Origin of the sequence: Chitinophaga sp. (assembly GCF_039596455.1) — a bacterium.
Taxonomy (GTDB): Bacteria; Bacteroidota; Bacteroidia; order Chitinophagales; family Chitinophagaceae; genus Chitinophaga.
Window position 1 is genome coordinate 343,589 of the sequence record NZ_JBCNJR010000003.1, and the last position, 19,056, is coordinate 362,644.

At 54.5% G+C, this 19,056-nt stretch carries 17 protein-coding genes; 7 read left to right on the plus strand and 10 right to left on the minus strand.

The window, feature by feature from the left end:
• The first annotated feature begins 18 nt into the window (after nt 1-18).
• From ABDW36_RS14165 to ABDW36_RS14185, 5 genes are all read left to right on the plus strand, one after another.
• Nucleotides 19-1,575: a RagB/SusD family nutrient uptake outer membrane protein gene (locus ABDW36_RS14165; protein WP_343702566.1), complete on the plus strand. Its 1,557-nt coding sequence runs from the start codon at nt 19-21 to the stop codon at nt 1,573-1,575.
• Nucleotides 1,576-1,600: 25 nt separating this feature from the next.
• Nucleotides 1,601-4,723: a sugar-binding domain-containing protein gene (locus ABDW36_RS14170; protein ID WP_343702567.1), complete on the plus strand. Its 3,123-nt coding sequence runs from the start codon at nt 1,601-1,603 to the stop codon at nt 4,721-4,723.
• 19 nt (nt 4,724-4,742) lie between these two features.
• Nucleotides 4,743-6,545 carry a carbohydrate-binding protein gene (locus tag ABDW36_RS14175; protein WP_343702568.1) on the plus strand — a complete coding sequence of 601 codons (1,803 nt, stop codon included), beginning with the start codon at nt 4,743-4,745 and terminating at the stop codon, nt 6,543-6,545.
• 82 nt (nt 6,546-6,627) lie between these two features.
• A complete protein-coding gene (locus tag ABDW36_RS14180; RefSeq protein ID WP_343702569.1) occupies nt 6,628-8,352 on the plus strand; it encodes a carbohydrate-binding protein in 1,725 nt (574 codons plus the stop codon).
• Nucleotides 8,353-8,354: 2 nt separating this feature from the next.
• The gene (locus tag ABDW36_RS14185) at nt 8,355-9,671 is read left to right on the plus strand and encodes a GDSL-type esterase/lipase family protein (protein WP_343702570.1); all 1,317 of its coding nucleotides are present in this window, start codon (nt 8,355-8,357) and stop codon (nt 9,669-9,671) included.
• Nucleotides 9,672-9,750: 79 nt separating this feature from the next.
• On the opposite strand, the gene ABDW36_RS14190 is transcribed toward ABDW36_RS14185, so the two are convergent.
• Entirely contained in the window at nt 9,751-10,317 is a 567-nt protein-coding gene (locus ABDW36_RS14190; protein WP_343702571.1) for a PIN domain-containing protein, read from the minus strand.
• 5 nt (nt 10,318-10,322) lie between these two features.
• A complete protein-coding gene (locus ABDW36_RS14195) occupies nt 10,323-10,784 on the minus strand; it encodes a helix-turn-helix domain-containing protein (RefSeq protein WP_343702572.1) in 462 nt (153 codons plus the stop codon).
• A gap of 148 nt (nt 10,785-10,932) precedes the next feature.
• Here ABDW36_RS14195 and ABDW36_RS14200 point away from each other — a divergent pair, with 148 nt between their 5' ends.
• Together ABDW36_RS14200 and ABDW36_RS14205 are read left to right on the plus strand one after the other, a co-directional pair.
• Nucleotides 10,933-11,259, plus strand: a complete 327-nt coding sequence (locus ABDW36_RS14200) for a MerR family transcriptional regulator (protein ID WP_343702573.1) — start codon at nt 10,933-10,935, stop codon at nt 11,257-11,259.
• A gap of 106 nt (nt 11,260-11,365) precedes the next feature.
• Nucleotides 11,366-11,707 (plus strand): HopJ type III effector protein, encoded by a 342-nt coding sequence (locus tag ABDW36_RS14205; protein ID WP_343702574.1) that lies wholly within the window; start codon nt 11,366-11,368, stop codon nt 11,705-11,707.
• A gap of 9 nt (nt 11,708-11,716) precedes the next feature.
• Here the strand turns inward: ABDW36_RS14205 and ABDW36_RS14210 are convergent, their stop codons facing one another.
• The 8 genes from ABDW36_RS14210 to ABDW36_RS14245 are packed head-to-tail and all read right to left on the minus strand — an operon-like array spanning nt 11,717 to nt 19,048.
• Nucleotides 11,717-12,670, minus strand: coding sequence for a sialate O-acetylesterase (locus ABDW36_RS14210; RefSeq protein WP_343702575.1), 954 nt, complete (start codon nt 12,668-12,670; stop codon nt 11,717-11,719).
• Between the two features lie 58 nt (nt 12,671-12,728).
• Nucleotides 12,729-13,208 (minus strand): hypothetical protein, encoded by a 480-nt coding sequence (locus ABDW36_RS14215; RefSeq protein WP_343702576.1) that lies wholly within the window; start codon nt 13,206-13,208, stop codon nt 12,729-12,731.
• Between the two features lie 60 nt (nt 13,209-13,268).
• Nucleotides 13,269-14,873, minus strand: coding sequence for a sodium/solute symporter (locus ABDW36_RS14220; protein ID WP_343702577.1), 1,605 nt, complete (start codon nt 14,871-14,873; stop codon nt 13,269-13,271).
• A gap of 14 nt (nt 14,874-14,887) precedes the next feature.
• Nucleotides 14,888-15,679 (minus strand): hypothetical protein, encoded by a 792-nt coding sequence (locus tag ABDW36_RS14225; protein WP_343702578.1) that lies wholly within the window; start codon nt 15,677-15,679, stop codon nt 14,888-14,890.
• Nucleotides 15,676-16,386: a PIG-L family deacetylase gene (locus ABDW36_RS14230; protein ID WP_343702579.1), complete on the minus strand. Its 711-nt coding sequence runs from the start codon at nt 16,384-16,386 to the stop codon at nt 15,676-15,678. Before ABDW36_RS14230 ends, ABDW36_RS14225 begins: the two co-directional genes overlap by 4 nt.
• A gap of 9 nt (nt 16,387-16,395) precedes the next feature.
• Nucleotides 16,396-17,076, minus strand: coding sequence for an RraA family protein (locus tag ABDW36_RS14235; protein ID WP_343702580.1), 681 nt, complete (start codon nt 17,074-17,076; stop codon nt 16,396-16,398).
• Between the two features lie 52 nt (nt 17,077-17,128).
• Nucleotides 17,129-17,887 (minus strand): MBL fold metallo-hydrolase, encoded by a 759-nt coding sequence (locus ABDW36_RS14240; RefSeq protein ID WP_343702581.1) that lies wholly within the window; start codon nt 17,885-17,887, stop codon nt 17,129-17,131.
• 9 nt (nt 17,888-17,896) lie between these two features.
• Nucleotides 17,897-19,048 carry a mandelate racemase/muconate lactonizing enzyme family protein gene (locus ABDW36_RS14245; protein ID WP_343702582.1) on the minus strand — a complete coding sequence of 384 codons (1,152 nt, stop codon included), beginning with the start codon at nt 19,046-19,048 and terminating at the stop codon, nt 17,897-17,899.
• Between the last annotated feature and the right edge of the window lie 8 nt (nt 19,049-19,056).

The window sequence follows — 19,056 nt, forward strand, 5'->3', positions numbered from 1 at the left end:
CACTTTTAAACACCGGTTATGAAACTGATATCTTCCATCATATGCTCATCCCTGCTGCTGGCCTCCTGCGGCAAGCTGCTGGATACCAAACCTACAGACTTCCTGACTACGGAGAGTTATTATACCACTGAAGAACAATTGCGCTATGCCCTGAACGGCGTGTATGACCGGCTGGGCGCTTCGGAATTGTATGGCGATAAAATGTCGTGGACGTACAATTCCAGCACGGACGAGTCTTACCAGCGCAGCATGCCCAGCGTTGGCGTTACGGTGAACAGTTACGAAACCTCCAGCTCGGACATCAATAACTTCTGGCGCGTATGTTATGAAGGCATAGAAAGGGCCAACGTGCTGCTGGCCAGCATCAACCGCCCCGCCATGGATGAAGGCAGGCGCAACATCCTGCACGGGGAGGCGCTTTTCCTCCGCGCCTTTTATTACTTCATTCTGGTCACCAACTTTGGTGACGTGCCGCTGAAGCTGGCCCCCACCGTTGCCACGGAATCTATTCAATATCCCCGTACGCACAGCCGGGAGGTATACGCGCAGATCATTGCAGACATGACCAGGGCAGAAACACTGCTGCAGGAGCAGACCATCACGAAGCTGGGATTTTCCGGGAGGGTCAGCAAAACCGCCGTACAGGCCATCCTGGCCCGCGTAAACCTCTACATGGCGGGTTACCCGCTGCAAGATGAAAGCCGTTACGAAGAAGCGCTCAAATGGGCCAAGAAAGTGGCAGAATCTGGCGAGCATGCGCTCAACCCCAGTTATGAGCAGGTGTTCATCAACTACGCCCAGGATAAATACGATATAAAGGAAAGCCTCTGGGAAATTGAGTTCTTCGGCAATACGCTGGACAACTACCGCGAGGGCGGCCGCATCGGCAACAACATCGGCGTGCTCTGCCAGGACGTTGAGCTGGGCCAGTGCTTTGCCTCCGTGAACGCCACTATCAAGCTGTACAACCTGTATGAAGCAGGAGACCACCGCCGTGACTGGAACTGCGCGCCTTTTGTATTCACGGGTAGGACCAACGCGGTAAAAACGCCGGTAACAGATAACTGGACAAAGAACATCGGCAAGTGGCGCCGGGAATATGAAACGGTAAACCCCAAACACGGCAACAACACGCCGCAAAACTTTGCCATCATCCGGTATTCAGACGTGCTGCTCATGCTGGCCGAAGCGGAGAACCACCTGCACGGCCCCACCGGTACGGCGTATGAAGCGCTCAACCAGGTGCGCAGAAGGGCCTATGGCCAGCCGGTCAACATGCCCGCGGATTGTGACGCACCGGCAGGCCTGAGCCAGGCAGACTTCCTGCAATTCATTCAGGACGAGCGCGCCCGCGAGCTGTGCGTGGAAGCGCTGCGCCGTTACGATCTCATACGCTGGGGCATTTACCTCAGCACCATGAAAGACTTTGCAGACTATGTGATGGCCAACGCGCCGGAGAAGCTCCAGAAATCAGCGCTGGCCGCGCAAAACCTGGAAAGGAAACACCTGTTGTTCCCTATACCTATCAGGGAAATTTCAGTAAACAGCGCGCTTACGCAGAACCTGGACTGGTAAAATATCTCTCAACCCAATTTTCAGTATGATACCTTTTTTACGGCATCATCAGCTATTGCTATGCGCAGTAGTGACAGGATGCCTGTGCCCGGCCCTGGCCGCGGCGCAAGACACAGATAAATTTGCGGCCATTGGCAACAAGGTGCCCGCCGTGAGAACTCACTTGCTGGTACAGCCGCAGCCCGCGCCATTGCCGCCCATTGAACTGCCCACAGGCAACCGCCCTTCCGCCGGTTTCCGGCCCATGAACAAGCTGGACACAGAAAGTGAAATGCACGCCGCGCTGGACAGCCTGCGGAAAAAATTCGAGCCCTTCCTGCAGGAGCTGGCGCCCGCCCTTGCCACAACACGCACCCGCGTTCCGCTGGATTCATTTGCCTGGCGGAAAGAGACCGGCGCAGACAAAAAAGACTTTCCCGGTGTATTGCAGGGCAACGGCGAATGGCAGCAAGTACGCATCCCCCACTACGGCGAACCGCTGGGCAAGGCCGTTACCTACTACCGGCGGCAGTTTGAAGTAACGAAAGAGATGCTGGCCAAAGGCGCCTTGTTCATTCATTTCAGGGGAGCAGACTATAAGGCCCATGTGTTCATTAACCGGCAGTACATCGGCTCTCATGAAGGTGTTTTTGCGCCCTTCGAGTTTGACATTACCCGCGCCGTGAACACCGGCAGCAACGAGATACTGGTGAAGGTGGAAAATGATGAGCCCATGGCGCGCAACGGAGACAAGCTGTATGCGGCCACCGGCCCCGGTTACAATGAGCCGCAGCGGGGATGGCACCACTGCCCGCCGGGGATGGGCATTTACCAGCAGGTATACGTGGAAGCCCGCAACCCCGTGCATGTGCATGATGTATTTGTGCGCCCCATTAAAGACACAGACACCGCGGAAGTGTGGCTGGAGGTGAACAATGCGGCCACGGGCAGGAAAACCATTACGGTAAGGCATAGCCTGTACGGTCAGAACTTCAGCGCCGTTGTATATGAGAACAGCCGCTACCGGCCCGCCACCGTACAGGTGCCCGGCGTGGGAGACCTGGCCAAGGCTACAGACAATGTGCACAAGGAATTGCCGATGGGCAGCGGCGTCAACTTCCTCCGGTTCAGGATACATATTCCCGGCGCGCGGCGCTGGAATAATGAAACGCCATGGCTCTACCAGCTGCAGCTGGCTTTGCTTGACGAGCAGGGCAATGTGCTGGATACCCGCAAACAGGCCTTCGGCATGCGCTCCTTCCGTATGGATACCATGCAGGCCCCACGCGGCAGCCTGTACCTCAACAATCAGCCCATCCGCCTGCGGGGCGCCAACACCATGGGCGCCTTTCAGCAAAGCGTAATGAACGGGAATAAAGCGCAGCTTATAGAGGACATCCTGCTGGCCAGGCTGACCCATATGAATTTTATCAGGATGACGCAGATGCCCGTGCAGGATGAGATCTATGATTACTGCGACCGGCTGGGGCTGATGACGCAAACAGACCTGCCCCTGTTCGGCGTGCTGCGGCGCAACCGGTTTGCGGAAGCTGTAAGGCAGGCGGAGGAGATGGAAAGGCTCGTGCGTAAACATCCGTGTAATATCATGGTCACTTACATCAACGAAAGGTTTCCCAACGCCGAAGGCAATCCCCACCGGCATCTCAATACCTATGAAGAATTTGAACGTTTCTTCACCGCGGCAGACCAGGCCGTGCTCCTGTCTAACCCGGACAGGGTGATCAAGGCCGGTGATGGCGATTACGACCCGCCCTCCCCCGGCCTCCCTGACAACCACTGCTATAACGGCTGGTACAACGGGCACGGCCTGGGGCTGGGTGAAATGTTCAAAGGTTACTGGATACCTGTAAAACCCGGCTGGCACTATGCCTGCGGCGAATTTGGATCGGAAGCGCTTGAACCGGTGGCCACTATGCGCAAGTATTACCCCGCCGCCTGGCTGCCGCAGAACAAAGCGGAAGAACACAACTGGAGCCCTTCAAAGATACCGGCCGCGCAGACAGGCAAGTTCCACTACATGTGGTACAACACGCAGCACAGCCTGGAAGACTGGGTAACCGCCAGCCAGCAGCACCAGGCCACCATCACCCAACTCACCACGGAAGCTTTCCGGCGGGATAACCGCATGGTGAGTTTTGCCATTCACCTGTTCATAGACGCCTTTCCCGCCGGCTGGATGAAAGCCATCATGGACGTAGACCGCAAACCCAAACAGGCCTGGTACGCGTACCGGGATGCCTTGTCTCCCCTGGCCATACAACTCCGCACAGACCGCTTCCAGGCATTCAGTCAAGATACTGTTCCCATAGAAGCATGGATAGCCAATGACCTGCAGCAAGCCCCCGCCAGCTATACCATCAAATACCAGCTGGAAATGAACAACCGCATTGTTTTTTCCAACATGGCCGGCGCCCGTATCGAAGCCGGGCGCAGCACTTTCCAGGGCTTCATTCCTGTACGGCTGCCGAAAGTAAACCAGCCGCAGAACGCCACCCTGAGAATAGCGCTATTTGATGCGGAAGGGCGCCCGCAGCATGAATCATCCATCATCATAAAAGTATATCCGCGGCCGGCAGAAGAGCGCCGCAAGGTGTGGCTGGCTGGCATGGGAGGCCCCGCGGCGGCACTGGCGGCAGACATGCCATGGGATGTTTTGCCGGATGCCGCCCGGGCGGATGTACTGCTGGTAGATGATGTGAACGCCTACCAGTCCCGGCGGCGGGAACTGGACGCGCTGGTGGCAGGCGGTAAAACAATGGTGCTGCTGCAGGCCTCGCCGGGGCAGCATACCGTGGCAGGCAAAACGTTTACCATCCACCCATGCAACATGGGCAGCTATTACTTTGCTTCTCCGCTTACCGGCCACCCTATGGTAAAAGATGCGGCGCCGCTGGGTTTCAGGTTCTGGTACGATGGCAGCAAACAACTCGTCCGCCCGCTGCTGGATAACATGATCGAATCTGACCAGCTCACAGCCATTGTCAGCACCGGCAATACATCATGGGGCAAAACAGGCATTGGCGGCAACATGGCCGTAGCGGAGGCCGCATCCGGCAAGGGCAGGCTGAGAATTTGCCAGTTGCTGCTGCAGCACCGGGTGCCATACAACCCGGAAGCATATAGGCTGGCCGCCAAACTCGTACAATAACAAATTTTCAAGACACAGCATGAAAGATCGATTTACCAGGTATATCATAACGGCGGGATGTTCTCTGTTTTCCGCTTCTCCCGTGATGGCTACCGTAACAGACACGGCTTATTTTGTTTCACCGCGCGGGAATGACGCGGCAGACGGTTCTATTAAAAAACCTTTCCTCACGCTGGAGAGGGCGCGCACGGCCATCCGGCAATCTGCGGTAAAAAAAGTATATCTCCGTACCGGCGCATACAAACGCAACACAAGTTTTATACTCACCAGCGAAGACAGCGGCAGCACCTGGAGCGGGCACCCGGCAGACGCGCCCAACAGTGCCGTGATAGACGGCCAGGGCGTGAACGATGTACTGCTGATCATGGGAGGCAGCAACATCACCATCAACGGCCTCACTGTAAAGAACTATACCAGCAGGGGTATTGGCGTACATGGCGGGAAAGGATGGAGAAATGCGGCGCCGCATTTTAGCGAGAGCGTTGATGCGGCAAAGCACAACATCATCCGGAACAATATTGTGGAGAACGGGAAGATATCCGCACCCGGCTGGGACCGCGCCGGTATTAACACCCAGGGCGCCACCCCCCATACGCAGATACTTCACAACGTGGTGAGGAACACCACCGGCTACGGTATTGGCGTATGGGCTTTGCAGGAAACGGATGACATATCAGGCACGCTGCTGCAGGGCAACGTGGTGCTGAATACCTGCACGGGCGCCAAAGACGGCGCCGCAGTGTATATCTGCGACAGAACGGCCGCCTCTACCAACATTGTGGTGGAAGACAATTTCATCCGCGACTATGGCGCATACGAAAACGAGCTGCGCGGCATTTACCTGGATGACTGGGCCTCTAACATCACCGTACGCGCCAACATCATTGCAGGCACCGGCACGCAGCCGCTGCTGATTCACGGCGGCAGCAACAATGTGGTAGAAGGTAATATCATTGACCTCGGCAACTCCGGCAAACCCTGCGTGCTCAACTACGCGGCGCATAAAAAAAGGCCCATGGAAGAAAACCGGTTCAGGGGTAACATTGTGCTCTCAAGCTACCCCGAAGATATTTCAGGAGGCGCCTTCCGAAAATTCGGGAACGTTTCCTGTCCGGACATCAGCCACAACCTCTATTTTTCTTATTCCACCGGCGTGGTCAACACCGGCGGGCTTTTGTACATGCTGAAAGACAGTTACCCGCTTACCGCCAATCCACATATATCAGACTGGGAGTACACTGTTGACAGCAACAGCATCATTTACAACGCCCCCCTTTCCTTCCGCCCGCTCAAACGCGCATGGGGGCCGCCGGGCTATCGCATTCCCCGCAACGGCACGCCGCCCTCCTGCCTGACACCGGGCACAGATGCCGTGTACCTCCACGCCGAAAGCTGCGACAGCCTGTACGGCATCAGCAAAAACGGAATTGCCGTACTGGCCGGCGGAGATTCCGCCACCGCGCAAATGCTGGACAACATACACCTGGGCAACGGCTTTGACCGCATGCCTTCCATGGCCATCAGCTCTTGTGACAATGGCGACTGGGTTTGCTTCAACAACGTGACCATCAAAAAAGGCTTCACAACTTTCGCGGCAAGGGCGGCCGTAACGTCACGCGGCGGGCAACCGCAGGTAGAAGTGCGGGTTGGTTCTCCTACCGGACGCCGCGTGGCCCTGCTGCAGCTGGGATACACCGGCGGGTATGCCAGCTTCCGGGAACAAACAGCAGCGCTGCAACTGGAGGAAGGAACACACCGGTTGTACATCATATTCAAAGGCGGCGCCGGCATTGGAAGTTTTGACTATTTCAAGTTTTACTAAAAACTGTTCATTCTATTTGTTCAATCATAAAAACTGTTACAAAATGAGGTTCCTCAATTTACTGGTGTTATGCTACTGCTGCATGTCTTGCTCAGAACGTACAGAATCCGTACTCCTGCAGAACAAGCTGGCGCTTGGCAACACCCTCAACTCATGCTGGTCAACTATAGACTCCGCCGCCTTTTATGTTTCCCCTACGGGAAATGATGCAGACAGCGGCACCATTACAGCGCCGTTCCTCACGCTGGAGCGCGCGCGGAGCGCCATGCGGGCCTCCGCCATCAAAACTGCCTACCTGCGTGAAGGCACCTACACCCGCAGCGCCACTTTCATTCTTGATTCAAGTGACAACGGGCAAACCTGGAAAACGTATCCCGGAGACCCCGTCAACTCCGCCGTTATAGACGGTAATGGCATACAGGACGTGATAGACATCCTGGGCGGCTCCCACATTCTTATAGAAGGATTGCTGGTGCGCAATTTTACCAGTCGCGGTATTGGCATACACGGCGGCCGCGGCTGGAGCAATGCCGCGCCTTATTTTAACGCCACCTACGGCCCCGCTGCCCACAATACCATCCGCAATAATATTGTGGAAGATGGCAACGTGCCTGCCCCCGGCTGGGACCGCGCCGGCATCAATACGCAGGGAACAGTGCCGAATACCCGCATCCTGAACAATGTGATCAGGAACACTACCGGTTACGGCATCGGCGTATGGTCTCTGCAAACCGGAGACGATATTTCCGGCACCGAAGTGCGGAACAATGCGCTGCTGAACACCTGCATCACCGCGCGGGACGGGGCCGCCATCTATACCAACGACAGAACGATCCTCTCTGACAGCATCTTCATCGAGAACAACTTCATCCGTGACTATGGCCAGTTTGACAACTTTGTTCGCGCCGTGTACCTGGATGATCATACTTCCAACACCACCGTGCGCGGCAACATCATGGCCGGTACCGGCAGGCAGCCTATACTCGTGCATGGCGGCTTTAACAATAACATCACCGGCAACATTCTCGACCTGGGCAGCACCGGTAAAATGGCCGTGCTGAACTACGCCATCCGCGGTACCGCCACCATGACCGGCAACCGCTTTGAAAAGAACATCATCATCTCCCAATACGCCATAGACAGCGCCGGAGGCGCCTATCTCAAAACCGGGGACGTAGTGCCCCCCGTGATACAACATAACCTGTATTACAACTATTCCACCGGCATTGCCAACACCGGCGGCTACCACTACGAAATGAAAGACAGCTTCCCGGTACAGGGAGACCCCGGCCTTTCCGGCTGGACGTACATTCTTTCCCCCACCGGCTTTGCCACGAAAGCACCGGTAAATTTCCAGGACCCTGCGCGTAATTGGGGCCCTCCCGGCTACAGCATTCCAAATACAGGCACTTCCCCCTCCTGCCTGCTGCCCGGCTCTGACGACATTTACCTGCATGCGGAAAGTTTTGACCAGATGTTTGGCATCCAGCACAAGGGCATGTACATTGGCTCCTGCGACCATAACGACTGGGTGAAGTTCAACCAGGTAGACCTGAAGACCGGCTACAGCCAGTTTACCGTGAGGCTCGGCGTTACGGCCACCGGTGCGGGGAAAAAGGTACAAGTACGTTTAGGCAGCCCCACCGGCACGCTTATTGGGGAACTGACCACGGTGTCAACAGGCGGGTACGACAAATTGCAGGAGCAAACCACCACCCTCACCGGCGGCGCCGGCCTGCAGGACGTGTATTTTGTGTTCAACGGAGGCTCCGGTGTGGGCAATGTAGACTACTTTAAAATTCACTAACTATGGAACGTATTACGAAGGTGCTGTGCTGCATCCTGCTTTTTGCACACTGCCAGGCCATCACTCCACTTGAGATCAACAAAATGAGCCTGCTGGCAGATACCGTGGCGCCAGGTGCGCAGCACCCCGGCAGAGCGGGGCTTGTCAATTTCTTCACGAAACTGAATGCCGGAGACAGTGTAAAAATAGCCTACCTGGGCGGCAGCATTACAGAAGCCGGCAGCGGGTGGAGAGACCAGTCTTTTAACCGGCTGAAATCACAATACCCCGGCGCCGCGCTCACCCAGGTGAACGCGGGCATTGGCGGCACCGGCTCAGACCTGGGCGTTTTCAGGCTGCAGAAAGACGTGCTGGCCAAAGCGCCAGACCTGGTGTTCGTAGAGTTTGCCGTGAATGACAACGGCCTTCCCACCACCATCCTTCATAAAACCATGGAAGGCATTGTCCGCCAGATATGGACGGCCAACGCCAACACCGATATCTGCTTTGTATATACCGTTACCGAAACCACCGCCCCCGCATTGGTAGCCGGCGGCATAACCCGTGCCATGCAGGCCATGGAAGATGTAGCTGATCATTACGGCATACCTTCCGTGCTGATGTGTGACAGTGTGATACAGTTGTATAAAGCCGGCTCGCTGGTGTTCAAAGGGCTGCCGGCAGACCATCCCGGCAAGATCGTTTTCTCCAAAGACGGTACCCATCCCTACCCCGAAACCGGCCACATGCTGTACGCCGCCACCCTGGCGCAGGCGCTTGACTCGTTCTCGCTGATCACCACGCCGCCCGCCAACCGCCTTATAGCCGCCTTTGACAGTGATAACTGGGAAGACGCCAAAATGCTGCCCGCCAGCAGCCTGAGCTACACCGGGCAATGGACCACCATCACCAGCACAGACACGGTGCTCCCCGGCCACCTGCGCGCCAAATTCCCCGATTTGAAACGGGGAGACCGCGAAGATTCCGCCGTGGCCAGCATCCAGTACAACGGCACCCTGGCAGGGCTCTACGATATTGTAGGGCCGGGAACCGGGCAGCTGGACATATACGTAGACGGTACCCTGCTGGCGCAAAAGAAACGGTTTGACAAATACAGCACCTACTACCGCCCGCAGTATTTCTATTTCAAAGACATTCCCGCGGGCAACCATACGGTAGAGTTCCGTGTGTCTGCCGAACAGTTTGACAAGATGGCGATATTGCAGCAGGGGAATAATACCGTTACGGATACTGCGCAGTATGCGGCGTATTCTTGTTACATCGGGTATTTGATGCTGCGGGGGGAATTGTTGGGAGGAGCGGCGAGGGTTGCGAGGTAGTGAAGATAATGGGCAGTTGGCGGGTTTACCGCCAACTGCTTTTTTTTAGCGAACTGTTCCGGCACGGTCTGCCCCTCTTTCACGCCGCAGTTATCATGCAAACGCTTTGCACCAAGCCGCACTTCTCCAGGGTAGATAACACTTGTTGTCTGCTTTGAGGCGGCGTTTTCAGAGCGTTTACTTGCCTCAGCAACGCCTGTAGTACTTTCGGCCGGTTAGCTTTCAGCAGAAATACTACAAATTCATCGGGGTTCCTTATTTCGAGATCGAGCGGCCTGATGCTCCTGGAAGGGAAATCCTTTTTATTGAATGTAATAATAGCATCCGCTTCACATTTTATGGCCGCGGCCAATACATGCCGGTCATTGTCATCTGGCAAGTTCAAACCAGCAATCAGGCTTTTGAAACCAGTTACATTTGAATCAGGGAAAGCGCTATCCATAGCCTGCCTGGCCTTATTCAACTGGCCCTCCTGTAAATCAGGCCGTTTTTGCAGCAAATTCCGTATCCATTCATCGTGAATTTCATCAGACCATTTCGGAATGTATAAGCCGGTCTCAGCCAGGCGCAGAAGAAAATCTCGTAAGGGGGCCGGGTACAGAACATTAGCGTCCAGTACGGCAACAAACTTTTTAACATCACTCATGCAGGTTAGTATCCCAGGTTAAGCTCCTGAGCCTGATCAGCCAGAAAATCCAGCTTATCGGTCCTGTTCTTTTTGATTTTTTTGTCGTAAGCTATCAGGTCTTTCAATTGTATTCTGCGGTGTGTTCCAACTTTATGAAAAGGTATTTCACCTTTCTCCAGCAAGCTGACCAGATGCGGCCTGGATACACCCAGCAGATCTGCTCCTTGCTGGGTACTGATCTCTGCATTATTATCCGAAAGGAACAATGCAAAAGAGTTGCCGTCAGCCATGTTGTCCAGGATCGTGAAAAGAAGGGTCATGGCCGATTTCGGTATCTCAAAAGGCTGTTTATAACCGGCAATCCGCAAGGGAATTGTATTACTGTTCGTTTTTGCTACCGCTGCGGATACTTCAGTAACCCTGGACCTTAACGCCCTGGCTATTTTCTGGTCACTCCGGGTGGTTTTCTCAAGTATCGCTTCCATATCTCATTGATTTTTCACGTCAAAGTTATGGAAATAAACGAAATAAACGAAACAATCGGAATGTACATCGCAAAAAACCTGCCCTCCCTCTTGACTCTTACCTTAGGTCATACCCTATATTTGCCTTCACAAGGTATAAACCCAAACGATGGACAACTATTCTGTAAAAAAACTCGCCAGGCTGGCGGGTGTAAGTGTGCGCACCTTGCACCTGTATGACAAGATGGGCCTCCTGGAACCATCTGTCCGTACCCAGGCCAGGTACAGGCTGTATGGCGAAAAGGAGCTGCTACGGCTGCAGCAGATACTTTTTTACCGGGAACTGGACTTTCCGCTGAAAGAGATCCGTGACATTCTTGACGATCCTACGTTTGACCTGGCGCAGGCGCTGGAAGGGCACAAAAAAGCGCTGCAGGCTAGGCAGGAAAGAATTGCCCGGCAGGCAACTGGCGGCTTTCATACAGCGGGCAACTGATCATTACGTCAGTCAGCAACTGGCATAGACACAACGGGCCGGCTTTGAAAGCCGGCCCGCTTTTTAATACATATTTTCTATTTTTGCCCCTTTTACATCATAGTACATGAAAGAACAATTACCCGCTTTAATCGATAAGTTGAAAACCAGGACCCTGACGTTCAAAGAGGTAATCGAATTTATAGAAGCGCATTATCAACACCAGCCAACAGCCTTCAAAAACGGGGAGGCTTATAATGAAGCCACTCAAAACCAGGGTAGCGCCAAGGTGTTTTCATTTGCTCAACTGAACCAGCTGAGCAAGGAAGATACACTGTACCTGTTTGCAGAACATTACCAGGCGGTGTTAAACAACCCCGAAGGGGCAGACCATCAAAACATCAGGCAATTTATGGCGCATGGCTGGCCTGGGATAGTTTTCGAAGGCCAGGCACTGGTTGCAAAGTAAGTGTTTTGTTTACCTGACAGGTATTTTAAACGTGGAGGCGGGTAAAGCCTCCCCGTTAACCAAGTTGGCATCGCTGTAAGGTTTCCAGCCGTAGTAGACAAACTGCGGTTTCCGGGCTACTGGAATGATCACCTCGTTGTTTTGAATAACGGCTGGAGCATCTGTAACCCCATCCAGCGAAAAACCGCGCAGCGTTTCATGATCTCCGGTTTTCAGGCCAGTTGCGTACTGAAATGTTATCCTTACTTTTCCGCCTGCATATGCTGCATGCAACGGCAGCGGCCCGGAGGGGATGACGTCTTCATGGTAAACGTCTTTCAATGCCCACCTGGCCAGCCGTTCGCCCACATCTTTTTTATTGGTAGGATGTACGTCATTCCTGAACCCCAGATCGCTACAAACTGCCATGCCCCCATGCTTCACCGCTGCCAGCAGTTTCCGTTGTTCATCCCGGAACACCGGCCAGTATTTTGATGCATACCTGGCTGTGTCAATGGAGGATAGCTGCACCCAATAAAAAGGCATCTTCGGCTGCTTCCAGCCTTCGCGGTAGTCACTGATCATCAACTGCATCAGCGCTCTGTACTCCTCCACTCTTTCTTTTTCCAGCGAATTGCTTTCTCCCTGGTACCAGATGATTCCGGCAACGGGAAAAGAAAGTAAAGGCCTGATGCCTGTCTCGTACGCGAAACCGGGTTTGTAGGCGTGGTTCAATCCCAGATCGTCCCTGTAGCCTTCAGGATTTCCGCCTACATTTTCCTTTCCTCTTTGCCGTACCCATTCCGGGAGGTTTTTATTCTCCAGCCAGTTGCCCTTGAGTTTCGAAACAAACTTGCTGTTCAGGGCCGCTCTGCTGATGAACGTTTCAATTGGCGCTCCGCCGATAGAGAGATTGATAATGCCAATGGGTATTTGTTTCCTGCTTACAATCGTTTTGGCGAAATAATAAGCTACTGCACTCATGGCCTTAACGGTATTGCTGTCACAACCCTGCCAGCCGCGCCATAAATAGAAACTGTCTTTATTTAATCTTGTTTAATGAATCATTATAAGGCACACCGTATACATAACGGCCGGCAGGCGGAGGGCTGTTTAACCGTATCAGTGGCTGATCTGTATTGGCGGTTTCCGCTTTCCAGTGCATTTCACGGACCATGGGCCACTCCATGTTAGACTGGCCGGAGGCAATCCAGAGATCTCCTATCAGCACATCCTCCAGTTCTATCTTTTGATGATCGCAACTAATAAAAATGGATTGAGGGGAGGCATTGAATTTTTGCGGGGGAAAGGAGACGCGCCAGGACGAATCTTTGCCTGCTAAAGTCTTTTGTTCCTTTCCGGCGAAGCGGACAGTAACTGATTTATCTGGCAGTGATTTACCCCAAATGCGGATGGGTGCGTCCCGCTGCAATACCATGTGGTTTGAAAAGATGGGGGCCACCCGCAGTTGTGCATTTGCTGCCAGGGGCAACAGCAGGATGCCGGTCAATAAACGTCTCATTTGTCTCGTAGTTATTCAGACAAAGTACGAATTATGTATGACATAATAAACACCCCTGATCTACCAGAACCGCCAATAAATATAACACCATGCCAGCGCATATACCAGTAACCAGAACTTGATCTTCCTGAACCATGGCCGGCTCTTGTCTTCTTCATTCAGAGACCGCAGCCAGGCCAGCTTCCACAGGAAAGGGGTGACCTGCGTTTCCGGCGGAGCGGGCGTTAACAAAGATACCGCCATGATGAGCAGCATGGTAAGCGCTTCGGCAATAGCCCCTTCATACAACCAGTTCATTTTGATGTTCAACGCGTACAAAAGCAGCGCCAGCCCAAGCTGGATCAATACGCCGCCAACCAGCCCCGCAATGGCGCCGGCATAGGTGGTTCTTCTCCATAGCAGTCCCATGAGCAATACGGCAATAAACGGGGTGGCCATGTAGGTAACGCCGGTCTGAAAATATTTGAACAATCCCACATCAGCCACCAGGGGGGCTATCATCACCCCTATCAGCAACGCCATACCGCCGGAAAGCTGGCCGGTAATGATCAGTTCCCTGTCTCCGGCTCGTTTTCTCCAGAAACGTTTGTACACGTCCAGCGAAAAGATGGTAGCAATAGAATTGGCCAGCGCACTGATGGAAGACATCACGGCAGCAAAAAAGCCGGCCAGGATCACGCCTTTCAGCCCGGAAGGCGCAAACAGCTCCAGCGCTACGGGGAAGGCCTTGTCCTGCTGGTCAGGCAGCAGGGACGGGCCCTGCTTCATCACGTCCAGCCAGTGATAAACAATAAGGCCCAGCAGGCATGTTACCAGTGGTCTCACCAGGTTGATAAAACCTGAAAAGATGATCCCCATCATACCGTCCCAGGTGCTGCGCGCAGACAGTACGCGCTGGATCATCACCTGGTTGGAGGACTGGTAAAACAGGAATACGCCGAAAGACGCCAGTATCAAACCGGCAAATGGCGCCTCCTGGCTGGATGGCGGCATGTACAGGTGGAAACGCCCGGGAGAAGCTTCCATCATGGCGCCCCAGCCGCCCGGTATTTTATTGAGCGCCACAAAAAAGAACAGCACGCCGCCCGCAATCATCAGCAGGCATTGAATAGCGTCTGTCCACATCACGGAGCTTAAGCCCCCCAGCAGCGTGTAGCTGGCGGTTAGCACCACAATGCCGGCCATTACATACTGAATGTTCCACCCCGTGAGCTCACTGATAGTAACGCTGCCGCCGTATATGACCGGCGGCAGAAATACAAAAATGTAGCCGATGAGGATCACGATGCTATAAATAGCGCCACAAATGGGCCCGAACCGGCGGTTCAGCAATTCCGGCACGGTGGTTATCTTGTTGCGCAAATACATCGGGATAAAAAATACCATCATGAGCAGGTACGTTGGCAGCGCCCACCACTCCCAGTTCGCAATAGCCAGCCCGCCCTTGTAGGTGGCGCCCATGGTACCTACTATCTGCTCGCTGGACACGCTTGTTGCCACAAAGGCAGCGCCGATCAGGTACCAGGGCATGTTGCCCGCAGCCAGGAAATATCCTGCCGCCGTCCGTTTTATCTTTTTGGCAGCTACCAGCCCAATGGCCACCACTGCCAGTGTTTCCACAACAATGATCAATACATCGACCAACGAAAGATGAAATTTCTCCATAAATGTTCCTTGATTTAATGATCGACGGCGGATGAAGCCGATAACCGCCATTGCTGGTAATGCCTGGCAGACCCGCCCGGATGGACGGTTAGTCTGCAGCTGAGCGTTTCCAGCTCTGTAAAGTCCGCGCACACAAAAACCTCTACATTGCAGTCATTATCTACATACACATCTCCCGGCCGGCCAGCGGGACTTTTGATAGATAGTACGCCGGCTGGCTGCGTGGCAATCAGCTCAGGATATTCCATGAACCATCCCGCTTTGGCGCGGACATCTCCCTCCTTTACGCTCACCCGCCCGTTTACCACCCCCCAGCCTGCCGGATCGGTACCTGGCCAGAAATGAACGGGGCCGGTTGCAGGCGCAGGCTGCACACATGCAGCGCGGGGCACGCAGGTGATGGCCCACAGCGCTCCTTCCCAGGTTGCAGCGCCATGATAGTCCAGCACATGCTCAATGTCAAATCCATTACCGCCTTCTGTAATGACCAGTGACAAACGGGTGCCATCCGGCCTTTGAGGAGCGGCTATTTCCACGGCAGCGCCGGTAACGGATACTTTGCAGGGAGCGTTGTCGGGGAAATAACTGTTGTCGTTTTCCGGCGCCGTGGTGAAGCGGTGGCCGCCGTAAATGCGCCAGCTGCCCACCCTGAAATCTTTTTTGTCTACATACAACAGGTTATCTCCGTTACGGTACCGGAGAGACAGTATTCTCGGGCCCGCGGAAATACCCGCAATCAGCTCACAGGAGGCGGTGCTGCATTGAACGGCATCCCAGCCGTTCCATCTGACGGCGCTGATGTTCATGGCAGCACCCGCTTGGTTAATCCGCGCTGGAAAGCGTCCAGCCGGGTAAACCCTTCCGCATACCGGCAGCCGGCGGCCATTCCACGGAAGCGGGCCTGCACGTCTATCATTTCGAACAGGTCTGTAGACGCCAGCTGCTGCATGGCGGCGAACTGGCTTTTATGGCAGGCAAGCATTTTTTTCTTGATCTCGAAAGAAGCAGATATGTCAACATACTCGGTAGGCTGAAACCCGATACCGCCCAGGTTATCCATGAAATACACCTGTGCATGCCCGAAGCGGCAGGCGGGCAGCTGCTGATCAGGGATATGCGGCAACCCTTTCTGGAAATACGCATCGAAGACCAGCTGGCCTACATAACGATGGTCCGGGTGATAGTCACTGGGGGAATGGGTGAAAATAACGTCAGGGTCTGCTTCCCGCAGTATATCTATCATCAGGCGCCGCTGTTCCCGGTCCGGGAAAACATGCTCGTCCATCACGCCGCCCCAGATCAGCTTTGCGCCGATGAGGCCGGCAGCGGCGCGGCTTTCTTCTTCCCTTATTTCCGCCAGTTCTTCCGGGCGGATCACCGCATCACCCATATTGCCGCTGGTGAAAATCGCCATGGTTACCTGGTGCCCTTCGGCCGCGTAACGGGCCAGCGTGCCCGCGCACAGGATCTCTATATCATCCGGATGGGCTGCTACACAAAGAATGTTCATCATTGATATTGATTAAAGTACACCATACCGGTCATACACTGTTCTCAGCGAATCGCCTTTCAGCAGGTCGTTCCTGGACTGGTTCTCCTTTCTCACTTTGTCATACGCAACGGCCAGCACCTTGTCTTCCACTTCGCGCGGTACTACCACGATGCCGTCGAAGTCCGTGAAGATCAGCTCGCCCGGCTTCACCACTACCTCACCGCACCTGACGGGCACGTCGTAAGCCATCACCCGTCCTCTCCCCAGGCTGTCAAGCGGGCGTATGCCGCCGTAGAAGACGGGGAATTTCATTTCCACTATCTTCTTGCAATCCCTGATCATGCTGTCGCAAATGCAGCCAACGGCGCCGTTCCGTTTGGCGATGGTGCTCATCAGCTCTCCCCAGGGCGCATTTGTGCCGGCGTAGTCTGTAGAGTGCACCACTACGTCCCCTTCCTTCAGCGAATCTACCGCTTCAATTTCCAGGTTGTAGGGGTCGTCTTCAATATAGTCCGTTTCCATCCAGCGGAACGTTCTGGCCCGTCCTACCATGATGGCGTTCTCCCCGTCCAGCGGGCGCAGCCGCTGATGCATGGCCTGGTTACGGAACCCAAGTGTGTCCAGCACATCACATATGATCGGTACGTACAGGTTTTCTTTTATCCATTTAAATTTTTCTTCGTCAGTTAAAAGCTTTTGCGAGATTTCCATATCGGTGTTTTTTGTCAGTTACGAATTTGTTTTCTTTTTTCGCTGCTCATCATCATGACCATATAAACGATTGCATGCGCTCCGCGATCACGCAGTTACTTCCCAGCCCCTGCTGCTCGCAGCACCATTTGAACACAGCAGGATTTTCAGCGTTCAGGGCCATCATATCATAATGGTTGGGCATCACGAACCTCGGCCGTACGGCCTTTGCAAATTCTGCCGCCTGTTCCGGGCCGGGGTTGTTCCATTTGCCATTGATGGGCACCAGCATCAGGTCAGGCGCATGCGGCGCAGCGGCCAGCACAAGGGGATGGAACTGGGTATCGCTGGTATGGTACACACTTCTGCCGTTCCCGAACGTGACGATGTAGCCGGTGGTATCCAGCACATCCGCACCGGTGGGAAGGGCAAACACCCCGGTTATTTCCACGCCTTCCGTACGCCATGTTTCCCCGGCGTTCAGCACAATGGTCTGTTCCGCAGGAACGCCCAGCGCCGGCAGTTTCCGCGCTGCCAGCCTTGGAGCAACGAAACGGGCGCTTCCCTTGTTCCGCAGGGATGCAATTGTTTCCGGGTCAAGGTGGTCAAGATGATCGTGTGTGATGATGTAGATGTCTGCTTCCAGCTCTTCCGCTGCAACAGGCGGCGGGTACTGCCGGGAAAATTCCGGGGAGCCTCTGCCTGCGGCATCGGAAAGATAAGGGTCAATAGCAATGGTGAGCCCGGCGGACCGGATAACGTAACCGGCCTGTCCAAGCCACCATAGCGCAGCTTCTTCCGGCAGCAGCTCCTGAGCAAGGATCGTTTTCATATCGGTTTATTAAAGGTTAACACAAAATCTTTTAACAGCAGCTTCATTGATGCCGATTCCCAGGCCCGGGCCGTCCGGAACGGGAATGTAGCCGTTCTTGTCCATCTGCACGGGGTTTTCAATGATCTCGCGCAGCATGGGATTATCGCTGACGTTGTACTCCAGGAAAAGCGACCGCGGCAGCACGGCGTTCACGTGGAGGCTGGCAGCGGTTAACAGGTCTGTGAGCCAGGCGTGCGGACAAACGTCTATGCCCGCGCATTCCGCCTCCCACATGATCTTCCGGGCCTGCGTAAACCCTCCGCAACGGGACAGGTCTGGCTGGGCCACATCAATGCGGCCGCGCCTGATCAGCTCCCGGAAGCCCCAGGCCGTAGCCTCCTGCTCTCCGGCCGCCAGCCTTGTTCTTACTCCTGCCGCCTTTACGCTGGCGTACCCGTCATAATTTTCAGGATGCAAAAAATCTTCCAGCCAGAATATATTGTAAGGCTCCAGCGCCTTGCACAATTCAACCGCATCATAAGCGCTGCGGTCTACCATCCATCCCGGGTCTATCATCAATGCCGTATCCGGCCCCAGTGTTTCCCTTGCCGCCGCCACCAGTTTGACATCCCGTTTAAAATCCTGCCCAAACACTCCCCATCCGAATTTCACTGCCGTAAAGCCGCGCTTCAGATAAAATTCGCAGGCCTGCTTCATGGCATCCGGGGAGGAACGGAAAAGCGTGGAAGCATATGCCCGCACTTTATCCCGCCGGCCGCCACCCAGTATCTTGTGAACAGGCCTGCCGACGGCTTTGCCGATGATGTCATGACAGGCAATATCAAAGCCGGAAAGCACCTGCATGGCTACGCCCCTCCTTCCGAAATAGATGGTACCGCGGTATATCTTGTCCCACAACCGCTCTACGTCAAAGGGATCTTCCCCGACGGCCAGTGCGCGCAAACCTTCAAACATGCCGGCGCCGCTTTCCGGCGCGTTTATGGCGGCTTCTGCCACGTGCGGGGAAGTTTCCACGTCAGACCATCCGGTGATCCCTTCATCTGTACTGACCTTTATCAGCAGGCAATGTTTTACGCCTCTTGCTTCATCACTGTTCTCCGGCAGTGTGATCTCGAAAGGAGACTGGAGAATAAATGCTTCTACGTTTGTAATCTTCATACTTTCTC